This window comes from Mycolicibacterium diernhoferi (assembly GCF_019456655.1).
Lineage (GTDB): Bacteria > Actinomycetota > Actinomycetes > Mycobacteriales > Mycobacteriaceae > Mycobacterium > Mycobacterium diernhoferi.
In genome coordinates, this window is the sequence record NZ_CP080332.1 from 4,948,943 (window position 1) to 4,964,363 (window position 15,421).

Genomic DNA, 15,421 nt, shown 5'->3' on the forward strand with positions numbered 1-15,421 from the left:
ACCATAAGGTGAGACCAAATGACTGAGTCTTCTGTGTCCGCCGCACCGCGCGCGTTCTACGTCACGACGGCCATCGCCTACCCCAACGGCGACCCGCACATCGGGCACGCCTACGAGTACATCGCCACCGACGCGATCGCCCGGTTCAAGCGCCTCGACGGTTACGACGTCCGCTACCTGACCGGCACCGACGTGCACGGCCTGAAGATGGCCGAGACGGCCGCCAAGCTCGGTATCACCGCCGCGGAGCTGGCCAAGCGCAACTCCGATGTGTTCGAGCGGATGCAGGAACGCCTCGACGCCTCCTACGACCGTTTCATCCGCACCTCCGACGCCGACCACTACGCGGCGTCCAAGGAGATCTGGCGCCGGATGAACGAGGCCGGCGACATCTACCTGGGCAGCTATCAGGGCTGGTACTCGGTGCGCGACGAGCGGTTCTTCGCCGAGGACGAGACCGAAGTGGCGCCCGACGGGACACGCACCGCGATCGAGACCGGCACCGAGGTGACCTGGACCGAGGAGCAGACCTACTTCTTCAAGCTCTCCGAGTACACCGACCGGCTGCTGGCCCACTACGAGGCGCATCCGGAGTTCATCGGCCCCGATGTGCGGCGCAACGAGGTGGTCAGCTTCGTCTCCGGCGGCCTGCGGGACCTGTCGATCTCACGCACCACCTTCGACTGGGGCGTGCCGGTACCGGATCATCCCGACCACGTCATGTACGTGTGGGTGGATGCGCTGACGAACTATCTGACCGGCGTGGGTTTCCCGGACACCGCCTCGGAATCGTTCGAGAAGTACTGGCCGGCCGATCTGCACATGATCGGCAAGGACATCATCCGGTTCCACACGGTGTACTGGCCGGCGTTCCTGATGTCCGCCGGAATCCCTTTGCCACGAAGGGTTTTCGCGCACGGGTTCATCAACGTCAAGGGCGAGAAGATGAGCAAGTCGCTGGGCAACGTGGTGGATCCACTGGTGCTCGTCGACACCTTCGGTGTGGACGCGGTGCGGTATTTCTTCCTGCGCGAGGTGCCCTTCGGCCAGGACGGCAGTTACAGCGAGGAAGCCATCATCGGGCGCGTCAACGCCGATCTGGCCAACGAATTGGGCAATCTCGCGCAGCGTTCACTGTCAATGGTGGCCAAGAACCTCGACGGCGTGGTGCCGGAGCCGGGCCCGTTCACCGCCGAGGACGAGGCGCTGCTGGCCGCGGCCGACGCGCTGCTGGAACGGGTGCGCGCGTGCTACGACGAGCAGGCCATGCACCTTGCGCTGGACGCCATCTGGTCGGTGCTCAGCGCCGCCAACAAGTACTTCTCCGCCCAGGAGCCGTGGGTGTTGCGCAAGACCGACCCGGCGCGGATGGCCACCGTGCTCTACACGACGCTGGAGACCGTCCGCATCGCCACGCTGCTGAGCCAGCCGGTGATGCCCTCCTCCACCGCCAAACTGCTCGACCTCCTGGGCCAACCGGCGGATCGGCGGGACTTCACCGCCATCGGTGCCCGCCTGAGCGCCGGGACCGCTTTACCCACCCCGGAAGGGGTGTTCCCGAGATACCAAACGGAGTGAGATGACCGGCATGCACCAGAAACTGCACGACCTCTATGACGAAGTGGCCCAGCGCAATCCGGGCGAGACCGAATTCCACCAGGCGGTCTACGAGGTCCTCACCAGCCTCGACCCGGTCGTCACCAAGCATCCGGAGTACGCCGACAACGCCGTGGTCCGCCGGCTGTGCGAACCCGAGCGGCAGATCATCTTCCGGGTGCCCTGGATCGACGATTGCGGCGCCGTGCAGATCAACCGGGGCTTCCGCGTCGAGTTCAACTCCGCGCTCGGACCTTTCAAGGGCGGCTTGCGTTTCCACCCCTCGGTGTACCTGGGCATCGTGAAGTTCCTGGGCTTCGAGCAGATCTTCAAGAACTCGCTGACCGGCCTGCCCATCGGCGGCGGCAAGGGCGGCTCGGACTTCGACCCCAAGGGCCGCTCGGACAACGAGATCATGCGGTTCTGCCAGTCCTTCATGACCGAGCTCTACCGCCACATCGGTGAGTACACCGATGTCCCGGCCGGTGACATCGGCGTCGGCGCACGCGAAATCGGTTACCTGTTCGGCCAGTACAAGCGGATCACCAACCGCTGGGAGGCCGGCGTGCTGACCGGCAAGGGACTGACCTGGGGCGGCTCCCAGGTCCGTACCGAGGCCACCGGGTACGGGACGGTCTTCTTCGTCGACGAGATCCTGCGGGCCAGATCCGACTCCTTCGACGGCAAGCGCGTCGTGGTGTCCGGCTCGGGCAATGTGGCCATCTACGCGATCGAGAAGGTGCAGGCACTCGGCGGCACCGTGGTCGCCTGCTCGGACTCCAGCGGGTACATCGTGGACGACAAGGGTGTCGACCTGAACCTGCTCAAGGAGATCAAGGAGGTGCGCCGCGGCCGGATCACCGAGTACGCCGATGCCCGCAGCCATGCGCACTTCGTGACCGGCCGCAGCGTGTGGCAGGTGCCCTGTGACATCGCGTTGCCGTGCGCCACCCAGAACGAACTGTCCGGCACGGACGCGACCGCGCTGATCGAATCCGGATGCCTGATCGTCGCCGAGGGCGCCAACATGCCGTGTACCCCCGACGCGGTGAAGTATTTCGCCGAGGCCGGGGTGACGTTCGCACCGGGTAAGGCCGCCAACGCCGGCGGGGTGGCGACCAGCGCGCTGGAGATGCAGCAGAACGCCTCCCGCGACTCCTGGACCTTCGAGGAGACCGAGGCCCGGCTGGCCGAGATCATGGGCCGCATCCATGACAACTGTCTGACCACCGCCGATGACTATGGTCAGCCGGGCAACTACGCGGCCGGGGCCAACATCGCCGGGTTCATCCGGGTGGCCGACGCGATGCTGGCGCTGGGCCTGATTTAGCCGCCGTGGGCCCCGATCCAGTGATCTGGGCCACAATTGCGGGTGCGGTGTCACACTCCGGCCGGTGCCGGTGTCTTGAGGGCATAGCGATCTCAGACAGGAGAGCACCATGACCGAGAAGACCCACGTCATCGTCATCGGCGGCGGCTACGCCGGCGTGCTGGCCGCCAACCACCTGCTGCAGCGGGGGGACCTCGAAGTCACCCTGGTCAACGCCCGGCCGGAGTTCGTCGAACGCATCCGGCTGCACCAGCTCGCGATCGGGACTGACGACGCCGTGGCCGACTACGCCGAACTGCTCGGGGAGCGGGTTCGGCTGGTGGTCGACAAGGCCACCCGCATCGACACCGCCGCCCGCCGCCTCGAGCTGGCCTCCGGAACCGCCCTGGACTACGACTACCTGATCTACGCGGTCGGCAGCACCAGCGGCGCGGCACCCGAATCCGCTTACCGCCTCGGCGAATTGGAGGATGCCCGCCGCCTCGCCGCACGCCTGCAGGACGTCCCGGTGTCGGCACCCGTGGTGGTGGTCGGCGGTGGGCTGACCGGCATCGAAGCGGCTTCGGAGTTCGCCTCCGAGTCCGCCGGGACACGGCCGGTGACCCTCGTCACGGGCCCGATCCTCGGACCGTCGCTGAGCGGGCCGGGCCGCAAGTCGGTCGCCAGACAACTCGCCGAACTGGGTGTGACCGTCATCGAAGGCCCGACCGTGACCGGCGTCGACGCCCACGCGGTCACCCTGTCCGACGGGCGCACGCTGGCCGCCGAGGTGACCGTGTGGACGGCCGGATTCGGGGTGCCCAAGCTGGCCGCCGACAGCGGTCTGCGCACCGACGAGCTGGGCCGGCTGCTCACCGACGAGACACTGACCAGCATCGACGATGCCCGGGTGATCGCCGCCGGCGATGCGGCCGCACCGTCGGGGCTGCCGCTGCGGATGAGCTGCCAGGCCGCCCTGCCGCTGGGCGCCCAGGCCGCCAACACCGTGCTGGCACGGCTGGCCGGAACCGACCCCGCCCCGGTCAACCAGGCCTTCACCGGGCAGTGCATCAGCATCGGCCGGGACGGCGGCACCATCCAGCTCGCCCGCACCGATGACACTCCGATCCCGCTGTACATCGGCGGCCGCACCGCGGCGCTGATCAAGGAACAGGTGTGCAAGGGCACGCTGTCGTTCCTGCGCAAGGAGGCCCGCAGGCCCGGCGCCTACTTCTGGCTCAAGGGCGGCAAGCGGGCCCGGCGCCTGGCCGGCACCGAGGCCGTCCGGGCATGACCGAGCACACCGACCGGTTCACCGCCCTGCGGCCGCTGCTGTTCACCATCGCCTACGAAATCCTGGGCTCGGCAACCGAATCCGACGATGTCCTGCAGGAAAGCTATCTGCGTTGGGCAGAGGTGGATCTGGACACGGTGCGCGACACCAAGTCCTATCTGGCCCAGCTGGTGACCAGGCAGGCCCTCAACGCGTTGCGCGCGGCGGCGCGGCGGCGGGAGGAGTACGTCGGCCCCTGGCTGCCCGAACCGCTGCTGGTGGACGCGCAGGACGCCGGCTCGGACGTGATCCTGGCCGAGTCGGTGTCGATGGCGATGATGGTGGTGCTGGAGACGCTGAGCCCCGATGAACGCGCAGTGTTCGTGCTGCGCGAGGTGTTCGGGTTCGGGCACGACGAAATCGCCGCGGCGGTCGGCAAGTCCACCGCCGCGGTCCGCCAGTTGGCCCACCGCGCCCGCGAGCACGTGCACGCCCGGCGCAAGCGGTTCGAACCGGTGGACACCGCAGTCACCGAGGCGCTCACCGCCCAGTTCTTCATGACCGCCGCCACCGGCGACGTCGACGCGCTCATCGCCATGCTGGCCCCGGATGTGGTGTGGACCGCCGACAGCGACGGCCGGGTCAGTGCCGCGCGACGCCCGGTGCACGGCGCGGACCGGGTGGCCCGGCTCATCCTCGGGCTGTTCCGGATGTCCGGCGAGGACGGGCGCGTCGAACTGGCCAGCTACAACAATGCGCCCGCGCTCAAGCTCTACCTCGGCGACAGTTTCGAGGGCATCATCACCGTCGAGATCACCGACGGCCGGATCTCGCACTTCTACGCGATGCGCAACCCGGAGAAACTCGTCACCGCGACCATCCCCCGCGCGATCAGCCGCTAGCTTCTGACACGCTAGGTCGGTGCGAATCGACCGACTCGGCCCACTCGGGGACGCCCCCGGGGTGTTGCGCTGGGTCGCCGACGCCGCACGCCGCCACGGCGTGGCGGGCCCGGCCGCGTTGATCGGTGACTGGTTCGGGTCCAAGGCCGTCATCGCCCCGTCGCTGGACGCGGTGTCGGGCACCGACGTGTTCGACGTGCCGCCCGGGGAATCGGCCGCTGTCGGCGGCGGCTGGTTCGGCTACCTGTCCTACCCGGACGGCCGCGGCGCGCCCCGCATCCCGGAGGCGGCGGGCGGTTGGTCCGATGCGGTGCTGCGACAGGACGCCGACGGCCTGTGGTGGCACGAAAGCCTGTCCGGGGCAGCCCTTCCCGACTGGCTGTCCGGCGTCGGCGAAGCCCGGCCCGGGCGGTACTCGATGGACTGGACCGCACCCGACCGGGACGCCCATCTGGCCGGGGTGGCCGCCTGCCTGGAGGCGATCGCGGCCGGTGAGGTGTACCAGGCGTGCGTGTGCACCCAGTTCCGCGGCCGGATCACCGGTGACCCACTGGACTTCTTCGTCGACGCGGTGGCCCGGACCGCCCCGGCCCGGGCCGCCTACATCGCCGGTCGCTGGGGTGCGGTGGCCTCGCTGTCCCCGGAGTTGTTCCTGCGCAGGCGCGGCGAGTCGGTCATCTCCAGCCCGATCAAAGGCACGCTGCCCCTGCATGAGTCGCCGGCGCGGTTGCGCGCCTCGGTCAAGGACGTCGCCGAGAACATCATGATCGTCGACCTGGTGCGCAACGATCTGGGCCGCCTCGCGGTCACCGGGTCGGTCACCGTGCCGGAACTGTTGCGGGTGCGCCCGGCGCCGGGCGTCTGGCATCTGGTGTCGACGGTCGCGGCCCGCATCCCGGTGCAGGTGCCGATGGCCGAGGTGCTCGACGCCACCTTCCCACCGGCCTCGGTGACCGGCACCCCGAAGGGCCGCGCGCGCGAGCTGCTGCTGGACTGGGAACCGCAACGGCGTGGAATCTACTGCGGCACCGTCGGTCTGGCCTCGCCCAGCGCCGGTACCGAATTGAACGTGGCGATCCGGACCGTCGAGTTCGACGCGCACGGAGCGGCGGTGCTCGGGGTGGGCGGCGGCATCACCGCCGACTCCGATCCGCTCGCCGAGTGGCAGGAGTGCCTACACAAGGCGGCACCCACCGTGCAGCTAGCCTCTGGCGCGCAGGACGGCGTCGTAAAGCTCGCGCTTTGACGGTGCCCCCGGATTGGCGGCGATCACCTGCGCGCACGCGTCCTTGACCCGGGCCCCGTCGGCGGACAGCTCCAGCACCTGCGCCACCAGGGTCGCCACGTCCGCCTGCGGTACCGCCCCGGCCAGCACCACGGTGATCTCGCCGAGCACCCCGTCGGCCGCCCAGTCGGCCAGCTCCCCGAGGGTGCCCCGCTTGATCTCCTCGTGCGTCTTGGTCAGCTCGCGGCAGACCACCACCGCGCGCTGCGGGCCGAGCACCTCGACGGCGTCGCGCAGAGTGTCGGCGAGCCGGCGCGGCGACTCGAAGAACACGCAGGTCCGTTGCTCCCGTGCCAGCTCGCTCAGCCAGCCGCGCCGCGCGGACTGCTTGCGCGGCGCGAAACCCTCGAAGCAGAACCGGTCGGTGGCCAACCCCGACACCGCCAGCGCCGTCGTCACCGCCGACGGGCCGGGCAGACAGCTCACCGTCAGGCCGGCCTGCACGCACGCGGTCACCAGCCGGTAGCCCGGATCGTTGATCAGCGGCATGCCCGCGTCGCTGATCAACAGCACGGTGGCGCCGGCGCGGATCTCGTCGAGCAGATACGGCACCCGGGAGGCTTCGTTCTGGTCGAACAGGCTCAGCACCCGGCCGGCGGGCGTGACGTCCAGCGCCGCGGCCAGCGTGCGGGCCCGGCGGGTGTCCTCGGCCGCGACGATGTCCGCCGTCGCCAACGCCTCGACGAGCCGCTTCGAGGCGTCCCCGGGCTGGCCCAGAGGGGTGGCTCCCAGGAGCAGTCGGCCGTCTTGTTTCGGCGGGCCGGAGCGCAGCGACTCGGGGTCTGACACAGGGAAAGCCTACGATCGTCGGTGATGACCGCTCCCGACACCGTGCTTCCGGAGCGCGCCGCACCCGTGATCAGCCCGGGACCGCTCGTGCCGGTGCCGGACTTCGGGCCCGTCGACCGGCTGCAGGGCTGGGTCATGACGGCCATCATCGGCGCGCTGGCTGCGCTGACCCGTTTTCTGAACCTGGGCTCGCCGACCGACGCCGGCACCCCGATCTTCGACGAGAAGCATTACGCGCCGCAGGCCTGGCAGATGCTGGGCAACGGCGGTCTGGAGGACAACCCCGGATACGGGCTGGTGGTGCACCCGCCGCTGGCCAAGGGGTTGATGGCCGTCGGCGAAGCGATCTTCGGCTACAACGGGCTGGGCTGGCGGTTCTCCGGGGCGGTGTGCGGGGTCGTCATCGTCATCCTGGTGGCCCGGATCGTGCGGCGGATCTCCCGCTCGACGCTGGTCGGGGCGATCGCCGGGCTGCTGCTCATCGCCGACGGAGTCAGCTTCGTCTCGGCGCGGACCGCGCTGCTCGACGTCTATCTGGTGGTGTTCGTCGTCGCCGCGTTCGGCGCGCTGATCGTGGACCGCGATCAGGTCCGCGAGCGCATGCACGTCGCCCTGATGGAGGGCCGCATCGCCGAGACACCCTGGGGGCCGCGGCTCGGGGTGCGCTGGTGGCGGTTCGGCGCCGGCGTGCTGCTCGGTCTGGCGTGCGCCACCAAGTGGTCGGGTCTGTACTTCATCGCGTTCTTCGGGGTGATGACGCTGGCCTTCGACATCGCGGCGCGGCGTCAGTACCGGGTGCCGCGGCCATGGCTGGGCGCCCTGCGCCGGGACGCCGTGCCGTCGGTGTACGCCTTGGTGCTCATCCCGTTCGCGGTGTATCTGGCCTCCTATGCGCGCTGGTTCGCCTCCGAGACCGGGGTGTACCGGCATGAGGTGGGCCGCAGCATCGGTGAGGGCGGGCTGTTGCCGGACGCCATCCGCTCGCTCTGGTACTACACGTCCTCGGTGTACAAGTTCCATTCCGGGCTGACCAATGCCGCGGGCAACCACCACCCGTGGGAGTCCAAGCCGTGGACCTGGCCGATGTCGCTGCGGCCGGTGCTGTACGCGATCGACCAGCAGAACGTCGCGGGCTGCGGCGCGGAGTCGTGCGTGAAGGCGGTGATGCTGGTCGGCACACCGACCATGTGGTTCATCGCGGTGCCAGTGCTGGTTTGGGCGTGCTGGCGGACCTTCGTGCGTCGCGACTGGCGGTATGCCGCAGTGCTGGTGGGGTATTCGGCGGGTTTCCTGCCCTGGTTCATCGACATCGACCGGCAGATGTACTTCTTCTACGCCACCGCGATGGCGCCGTTCCTGGTGATGCTGATAGCGCTGATCCTCGGCGACATCCTGTACCAGCCGCGGCAGAATGCCGAGCGCCGGACGCTGGGCCTGATCGCGGTGAGCTGTTATGTGGCGCTGGTGATCACCAACTTCGCCTGGCTGTACCCGATCCTGACCGGGCTGCCGATCTCGCAGAGCACCTGGCAGATGCAGATCTGGCTGCCGTCCTGGCGGTAGGTGCCCGCCGTTTTCTATACCAGGGCGGCGATGGAGCGGGATCCGCGACCCGGACGTAGAAACCGGCGACCGGAAACTACACCGGGTCCCGGGCCGCCGGGCAGCTCATACACCGCGGGCCGCCGCGGCCGGTGCCCAACTCCGAGGCCGCGATGGTCAGCACCTCGATGCCCGAGTCCGCCAGCCGCGCATTGGTCTGCGAGTTGCGCTCATAGGCGACGACGACGCCCGGGGCCAGCGCCAGGGTGTTGTTCCCGTCGTCCCACTGCTCGCGTTCGGCGGTGACCGGGTCCAGGCCGGTGTCGATGACGCGCAGCCGGTCGATGCCCATCGCGTCGGCGGCGGCCCGCACGAACGGTGCCTCGTCATCGATGCGCACCCCACCGGCGGACCGGCGGATGGTGAACGCGGACAACGAGTCGACGATGTTCGGGTACATCACCACCGCGTCGACGTCGACCATGGTGCACACGGTGTCCAGGTGCATCTGGGCGCGCTCCTGCGCGATCGGCACCGCCAGCACGGTGTGCGCCAGTTCATCGTCGAACAGGCTGCGCGCCAACGCCTCCGCGCCGGCCGGCGTGGTGCGCTCCCCCACCCCGACCGCGACCACACCCGGGGCCAGCAGCAGCACGTCGCCGCCCTCCACCGGCGCCGACCGCGACTCGTAGGCCCGTCGCACCCCGAGGAACCGTGGATGGTGCGCGTAGATCAGATCGGTCAGCGAGGTCTCGCGCACCCGGGCAGGCAGGGACAGCGACGGGATCGCCACCCGCGGGCCGATCCAGAACGAGGAGTCGCGGGTGAACATCAGATTCGGCAGCGGGTCGATGACGAAGTCACCGCCGTGGTGCATGCGCCGCACCAGCGAGAGCTCATCGGCCGCGAACGGCAACTCGGTGAACGTCATCCCCGCCATCAACACGTGCGCCAGGCCGGCTGGCTCCAGCGTGCGCAGGTAGGCCGAAAGCTCTTGGGCCAGCGGCACTCCCAGTCGACGCGCATCGACGGCCGCGGAGATGCCGTGCATCCGTGCGGCGCCGGAGGCCAGCGCCTGCGCCAGCAGATCCCCGAGCAGCAGCACCTCGACCCCGCGCGAACGCAGCAGCCCGGCGAACGCGTCGTGCTCCTCCTGCGCCCGGCCCACCCAGGGCAGCCCGTCGAACAACAGCGCGTCGTTGTTGCGCGGCGTCAGCCGTTGCAGTTCGGCGCCGGGCCGGTGCAGGATCGCCACGCGCAGCGTGCCGACCTCGGAGTCGGAGCCCAGAGCAACCATCCTGGCAACGGTATCTCAACTATGGTTGAGGTGAATGGAGACGCACGATCTGACACCGGGTGAGATGTCACTCCGAAGTGGAGTGGCGGTATCGGCGCTGCACTTCTACGAGCGCGAGGGCCTGATCAGCTGCCGGCGCACCTCCGGCAACCAGCGCCGCTACCCGCGCGAGACGCTGCGCCGGGTCGCGTTCATCCGGATGTCGCAGCGTCTCGGCATCCCGCTGGCCCGGATCCGCGACGCCCTGGCGACGCTGCCGCAGGACCGGGTGCCCACCAGCAAGGACTGGGCCCGTCTCTCGGCGGGCTGGCGTCAGGACCTCGACGACCGGATCCTGCACCTGCAGCGACTGCGCGACAATCTCACCGGCTGCATCGGCTGCGGCTGCCTGAGCCTGAAGGCCTGCCAGCTGGCCAATCCCAGCGACGTCCTCGCCGATCACGGACCCGGTGCGGCCAACCTGTAGAAATCGAACGCCTGTGCGATACCCTGGTGTGGTGTCTCTGGCCGTTCAAGGGTCGCTCTTCGACCTCGAAGAACGTCGTGACCTGGGCGCAGGCGCCTGGATCGACGTACGCGCCGGCTGGCTGAACGGCTGGCTGGACGGACAGGCGACGCTGTTCGACGAGCTCATGACCGCCATCCCGTGGCGCGCCGAGCGTCGGCAGATGTACGAGCGGGTACTCGACGTCCCCCGCCTGGTCAGCCACCACGACCTCACGGCGGGCCCGGCGCCGCACCCGGCGCTCGCCCGGCTGCGCCGACGGCTCAACGACATCTACGCCGGCGAACTCGGTGAACCGTTCACCAGCGCCGGACTGTGCCTGTACCGCGACGGCGCCGACAGCGTGGCCTGGCACGGCGACACCATCGGGCGCAGCAGCACCGAGGACACCATGGTCGCGATCGTCAGCCTCGGCGCGCGCCGCACGTTCGCGATGCGCCCGCGTACCGGCGGAGGTTCGCCGGAGCCGCCCGGCCGGCGACATCGGTCCCTGCGGCTACCGCAGGGGCACGGGGACCTGCTGGTGATGGGCGGATCCTGTCAGCGCACCTGGGAGCACGCCGTCCCGAAGACGGCCCGCCCGACCGGTCCGCGGATCAGCATCCAGTTCCGGCCGCGCGACGTGCGTTAGCCGCGCACCGCGGCGACCGCCGCGGTGAGCAGGTCGCGCGCCCGCTGAGTGTCCACCGGCGCCACCGGAGTGTTCGGCACCACCAGCGGGTTGGCCGTCACGATCACCAGATACGAGCCGAAACTCGCGACGTAGTTGAACAATTCACCGCTGTGCGGCTTCCCGTCGACCACGGTCTGCACCACCCGGTGGGTCCCCAGCGTGCGCACACCGTCGATCTGCGGGGATTCCACCACCTCGACCAGACCACGCACCCCGGGCCCGCCGAAGCCGACCTTCTGACAGTCCGGTCCGGGATCGTTGGCCGGGACCGGCTCGGAGGTCTCCACCGCGATCGCGATGAAGCGGTTGCCCTTGCCCTCGGCGGTGGTGGCCGCCATGTTGCCCTGCGCTCCGGCCGGGATGGCAAGTCCGGCGGCGAATTTCGCGCAGCCGGCGGGCTCGACCTTGACCCCGGGCGGCACTGTCTGGGGCGCAAGCAGTTTCGGGTCGATGCCGGTGGGTCCGGTGGTGGTCACCTGGAACTCGTCGCCGAACGTCGGCTTCACCTCGAAGACACCGGTGATCCCGGCGTCGGCGTCCGGTTCGGCTGCCGTGCACGCGGTCAGCGCGGCAACGCAGGCGGTGAGGGCGAGCACCCGTGGGACAGACATCGCCGCCAATCTACCGGCCTGCCCCACGAATCTCGGTGACGGTCTGCGCCAGTAGGCGCGCGGCGACGTCGGGCCCGAGCGCCGGCAGCGCCGACCCGGGATCGGTCACCACCGTCACCGACGCGACGTATCCCGAGTCCAGATAGGCGCTGACGGTGTCGGCGTGCGAGCGGGTCTCGGTGCCGCCCTCCACCACCGTGGTGGCCACGGTGCTCATCGCGACCGTCGGCGTGTCGTCGATCGCCGGTGGCGGCACCGCGCTCACCTCGGCGGTGGTGCGCCCACCCGTCAGCGTCCACGCCTCGCAGCCCTCGGGCAGCGCCGCGTGCGTCCCGGGCCCGGTCACCGTGGCGTAGACGATGCCCCCCGGCCCCGAGGCCGACCAGCCGCGCACCGCGGCGCCCGGGCCCGGGTCGGCCAGCACGCCGCACTGCTCGGGCACGGCGGTCCAGTCCGGTTTCATACCCCAGAACGACGCCGGGGCAGCATGATCCGCGAGGTCGCCCACCTCGTAGCCGGGCGGCAGCTCGCTGCGCACCCGCGCCACCGCGGCCGGGTCGATCACCGCGGAGCCCGCCGCGACCGAGCTGCCCGCCGTGGCCGGCGGTGCATCCGGTTCCGTCCCGGCGCATCCGACGACGGTCAGGACGGCCCCCAGGACGATCACGTAGCCGCGCATAGCCTGTGGTACCACACGCGGGCTCGCAGAAGCCCGGACAACCCGCCGGGCCCGGCACCGACCGGTAACCTCGCGCACAAGATCGCCCACGACAGGAGACGTGATGAACAAGCAGACGACGGTGCGCGGTGTGGCCGCGGCGGCCGCGGCGCTCAGCCTTGCCCTGGCCGGCTGCGGCTCGGACACCAAGACCGAAGCCGACGGCAGCGCCGAGGAGACCACCACCACCTCCGAGACCTCGGCCGCGGCGGAAACCAGCGCCGCCGCCGAGCCCGCCGGTGAGAACTACACCATCGCCGAATACATCAAGGACAACAACATCACCGAGGCTCAGGTCAAGCGCGGTGACCCGGACGCCCCCACGGTGAATCTGCCGATGCCGCCGGGATGGGTGGACGCCGGCCCGGGGACCCCGGCCTGGGCGTTCAGCCAGATCGTGTTCACCGACCCGTCGATGCCGCCGCCGCCCCCGACCATCACCGCCATCATGTCCAAGCTCACCGGTGACGTCGACGGCGCCAAGATCCTGGAGTTCGCGCCCGGCGAACTGCAGAACCTGCCCGAGTACGACGGCGGCAACGAGGGCCAGCCCGGCAAGCTCGGTGGGTTCGACGCCGTCCAGGTCGGCGGCACCTACGTCAAGGACGGCAAGAACCTGCTCGTCGCGCAGAAGACGACGGTCATCCCCACCGACGACGGCGTCTACGTGCTGCAGATCAACGCCGAGGGCAGCGAGGAACAGATGGGCCCGCTGATGGACGCCACCGCCGCCATCGACGACGAGACCACGATCCTGCCGTAGGCGCGGCTAGGCCCGCGAGATCGCCGAGGCGGCGGCGATCTGCTCGGCCGTCGGCCGGACACCGGTGTAGCGCTCGAACTGTTCGGCCGCCTGCAGGGCGATGACCTCGGCGCCGGTGATGACCTTGGCCCCCGCCGCGCGGGCGGCGGTGATCACCGGGGTTTCCGAGGGCATCGCCACCACGTCGAACACCACATCCGCGGCGCCCACGGCGTCGTCGTCGAAGGCCCGCTCGCTCTCCTGCGGGGCTCCGGCCATCCCGATCGGGGTGACGTTGACCAGGATCGGGGCGCGGCGCGCACCGACCTCGGGGGCGTGATCCCAGCCCACCCGGTCGGCCAGCGCCCGCCCGGCGGCGCCGTTGCGGGCCACGATGGTGCCGGCGCCGAATCCGGCGCCGGCGAAGGCCGCGGCCACCGCACTGGCCATCCCGCCGCTGCCCCGGATGATGACCTGGTCGCCGGGGTCCAGCCCGTGCTGCGCGATGAGTGCCTGCACGGCGAGGTAATCGGTGTTCGACGCGGTCAGCCGGCCGTCGTCGTTGACGATCGTGTTGACCGACTCGATGACCCGCGCCGAGGGTTCGATCTCGTCGACCAGCGCCATCACGTCGAATTTGAACGGCATCGACACCGAGCACCCGCGGATACCCAGGGCCCGCACTCCCCCGATCGCCCCGGCGATATCGGTGGTGGTGAACGCCTTGTAGATGAAGTCGAGGCCGAGTTCGTCGTACAGATGGTTGTGGAACCGGGTGCCGATATTGCTGGGCCGCGCCGCCAGCGAGATGCACAACCGGGTGTCCTTACTCAGCGGCGGCCGGCGGCCCGGCATCAACTCACCGTCCGCATCACGCGCCGGGCCATATCGGCGACCTGCTGGTACACGTCGGGGCTCATCGTCAGCGCGTCGCGCCCGGGCACGTCGACCTCGGTGATGACCACGTTCAGATCATCGCGCACCCAGTGCGCACCGGCCCGGTTCATGATCGAGCGCATGCTGTAGTTGTCGCTCAGCACCCGTGCGGTGAAACGGGCGACGCCGCCGACGTGCGCGGCCACCGCGAGCGCCTCCAGCAAAAAGGTGCCGATGCCGTGGCCCTGGTAGATGTCGGCGACCAGGAACGCGACCTCCGCGGTGGTGACCCCGTGGCCCTCCCGCACGAAGCGGGCGTCGGCCACCACCGGTCCGTCGGCCCCGGCGGTCATCACCCATACGAAGTGATCCACATAGTCCACCTCGAACAGGTAGGCCATCAGCGCGGGCGCCGGCGCGCGGGTGCTCTGGAAGCGGCGGTAGAGGGTCTCGGCGGAGAACTCGATCGGCCCACCCACGGTGCGCACGTTGTCCCCCGGCAGCACCGGCCGCAGATGCAGCACCAGGTGGTCGCGCAGCGCGATCTCGATGGGTGTGATGTAGGTGGCCAGCCGCTGGCGCGCGGTGCGCACCAGCCGCTCCATCACCTTGGGCAGGTGCAGCATCTCCGCGAACGCGTCCCGGTTGCCGACCCATCCGGTCAGCTCGCTGCCCGCCACCACCGTGGCGCTGCGCGGCCGGTCGCGCAGCAGGGCGATTTCACCGACGACGTCACCGGCGCCGAGGTGCGCGACGGACTCTTCCCCGTCGTCGCCGATATGGGTGACCGTCACCTCGCCGGCGGCGATCAGCAGGAAGGTCAGGGCCGCATCCCCCTGCCGCATGAGCACCTGCCCGGGCGACGCAGCCAACGGTTCGACCTGCGCGGCGAGGGGTAGCAGGGTGGCCGCGGGGCAACCGGCGAAGAACTCCAGTGCGGCCAGTTCGTCGGCGCGGACAGCGGTCACTCCGGACACCACACGAGGCTACGGCGGGGAGGTCAGGGGTGGCAACAACCTCGTTCCTGGCATTTGCTATGTAGTCGTGAAAACAAGCACTTCGGGGGGTTTTCTACGCATGAGTCAGATCGGTGTGGCAAACTCCGCGTATGACACATTCGCTGCGCCGCACTCGCGGGCGACCCCGAGCAGCTAACGGTGCTGAAACCCGTGAACGGATAATCTCTGCTGCCCGGCAGGTTTTCAGCGAACTTGGCTACGACGCCTCGACGTTCCAGGCGATCGCCGAACGCGCAAATCTCACCCGTCCGGCAATCAACCATTACTTCACCAACAAGCGGGAT

General features: G+C 69.8%; 15 protein-coding genes and 1 pseudogene. 10 read left to right on the forward strand and 6 right to left on the reverse strand.

Features of this window, described 5'->3' with window-relative positions:
- Positions 1-18 precede the first annotated feature (18 nt).
- The 5 genes from metG (at position 19) to K0O62_RS23365 (ending at position 6,326) form a co-directional block, all read left to right on the forward strand.
- Positions 19-1,578, forward strand: coding sequence for a methionine--tRNA ligase (gene metG / locus K0O62_RS23345; RefSeq protein ID WP_073858882.1), 1,560 nt, complete (start codon positions 19-21; stop codon positions 1,576-1,578).
- A gap of 1 nt (position 1,579) precedes the next feature.
- Positions 1,580-2,926 carry an NADP-specific glutamate dehydrogenase gene (gene gdhA / locus K0O62_RS23350; RefSeq protein WP_073858883.1) on the forward strand — a complete coding sequence of 449 codons (1,347 nt, stop codon included), beginning with the start codon at positions 1,580-1,582 and terminating at the stop codon, positions 2,924-2,926.
- A gap of 109 nt (positions 2,927-3,035) precedes the next feature.
- Positions 3,036-4,199: an NAD(P)/FAD-dependent oxidoreductase gene (locus K0O62_RS23355; RefSeq protein ID WP_073858884.1), complete on the forward strand. Its 1,164-nt coding sequence runs from the start codon at positions 3,036-3,038 to the stop codon at positions 4,197-4,199.
- Complete coding sequence (locus K0O62_RS23360; RefSeq protein WP_073858885.1) at positions 4,196-5,080, forward strand: RNA polymerase sigma-70 factor; 885 nt, start codon at positions 4,196-4,198, stop codon at positions 5,078-5,080. The genes K0O62_RS23355 and K0O62_RS23360 overlap by 4 nt, the downstream gene beginning before the upstream one ends.
- A gap of 19 nt (positions 5,081-5,099) precedes the next feature.
- Complete coding sequence (locus K0O62_RS23365) at positions 5,100-6,326, forward strand: aminodeoxychorismate synthase component I (RefSeq protein WP_073858886.1); 1,227 nt, start codon at positions 5,100-5,102, stop codon at positions 6,324-6,326.
- On the opposite strand, the gene rsmI is transcribed toward K0O62_RS23365, so the two are convergent.
- Positions 6,282-7,154, reverse strand: coding sequence for a 16S rRNA (cytidine(1402)-2'-O)-methyltransferase (gene rsmI, locus K0O62_RS23370; RefSeq protein ID WP_234800260.1), 873 nt, complete (start codon positions 7,152-7,154; stop codon positions 6,282-6,284). The genes K0O62_RS23365 and rsmI overlap by 45 nt on opposite strands.
- 24 nt (positions 7,155-7,178) lie before the next feature.
- Between rsmI and K0O62_RS23375 the strand changes: the two genes are divergently transcribed.
- A complete protein-coding gene (locus tag K0O62_RS23375) occupies positions 7,179-8,717 on the forward strand; it encodes a dolichyl-phosphate-mannose--protein mannosyltransferase (RefSeq protein ID WP_073858887.1) in 1,539 nt (512 codons plus the stop codon).
- Between the two features lie 76 nt (positions 8,718-8,793).
- Here K0O62_RS23375 and arcA read toward each other — a convergent pair whose 3' ends face one another.
- A complete protein-coding gene (gene arcA / locus K0O62_RS23380) occupies positions 8,794-9,993 on the reverse strand; it encodes an arginine deiminase (protein ID WP_073858888.1) in 1,200 nt (399 codons plus the stop codon).
- Between the two features lie 34 nt (positions 9,994-10,027).
- On the opposite strand from arcA, the gene soxR reads away from it, so the two are divergent.
- Both soxR and K0O62_RS23390 read left to right on the forward strand, forming a co-directional pair.
- On the forward strand, positions 10,028-10,459 hold the full coding sequence (gene soxR, locus K0O62_RS23385; protein WP_073858889.1) for a redox-sensitive transcriptional activator SoxR: 432 nt from the start codon (positions 10,028-10,030) through the stop codon (positions 10,457-10,459).
- Positions 10,460-10,490: 31 nt separating this feature from the next.
- On the forward strand, positions 10,491-11,129 hold the full coding sequence (locus K0O62_RS23390; protein ID WP_073858942.1) for an alpha-ketoglutarate-dependent dioxygenase AlkB: 639 nt from the start codon (positions 10,491-10,493) through the stop codon (positions 11,127-11,129).
- On the opposite strand, the gene K0O62_RS23395 is transcribed toward K0O62_RS23390, so the two are convergent.
- Entirely contained in the window at positions 11,126-11,782 is a 657-nt protein-coding gene (locus K0O62_RS23395; protein WP_073858943.1) for a DUF5642 family protein, read from the reverse strand. The genes K0O62_RS23390 and K0O62_RS23395 overlap by 4 nt on opposite strands.
- A 10-nt stretch (positions 11,783-11,792) precedes the next feature.
- Positions 11,793-12,461 (reverse strand): DUF5642 family protein, encoded by a 669-nt coding sequence (locus K0O62_RS23400; RefSeq protein ID WP_073858890.1) that lies wholly within the window; start codon positions 12,459-12,461, stop codon positions 11,793-11,795.
- A 103-nt stretch (positions 12,462-12,564) separates the two neighbouring features.
- Between K0O62_RS23400 and lpqN the strand changes: the two genes are divergently transcribed.
- Positions 12,565-13,263: an envelope biogenesis lipoprotein LpqN gene (gene lpqN / locus K0O62_RS23405; RefSeq protein WP_073858944.1), complete on the forward strand. Its 699-nt coding sequence runs from the start codon at positions 12,565-12,567 to the stop codon at positions 13,261-13,263.
- 6 nt (positions 13,264-13,269) lie between these two features.
- On the opposite strand, the gene K0O62_RS23410 is transcribed toward lpqN, so the two are convergent.
- Both K0O62_RS23410 and pat read right to left on the reverse strand, forming a co-directional pair.
- The gene (locus K0O62_RS23410; protein WP_073858891.1) at positions 13,270-14,097 is read right to left on the reverse strand and encodes a shikimate 5-dehydrogenase; all 828 of its coding nucleotides are present in this window, start codon (positions 14,095-14,097) and stop codon (positions 13,270-13,272) included.
- Positions 14,097-15,095: an acetyltransferase Pat gene (pat, locus tag K0O62_RS23415; RefSeq protein WP_073858945.1), complete on the reverse strand. Its 999-nt coding sequence runs from the start codon at positions 15,093-15,095 to the stop codon at positions 14,097-14,099. Before pat ends, K0O62_RS23410 begins: the two co-directional genes overlap by 1 nt.
- Before the next feature lie 131 nt (positions 15,096-15,226).
- On the opposite strand from pat, the pseudogene K0O62_RS29045 reads away from it, so the two are divergent.
- Positions 15,227-15,418: pseudogene (locus K0O62_RS29045) on the forward strand (helix-turn-helix domain-containing protein); the annotation flags it as partial.
- Positions 15,419-15,421 lie beyond the last annotated feature (3 nt).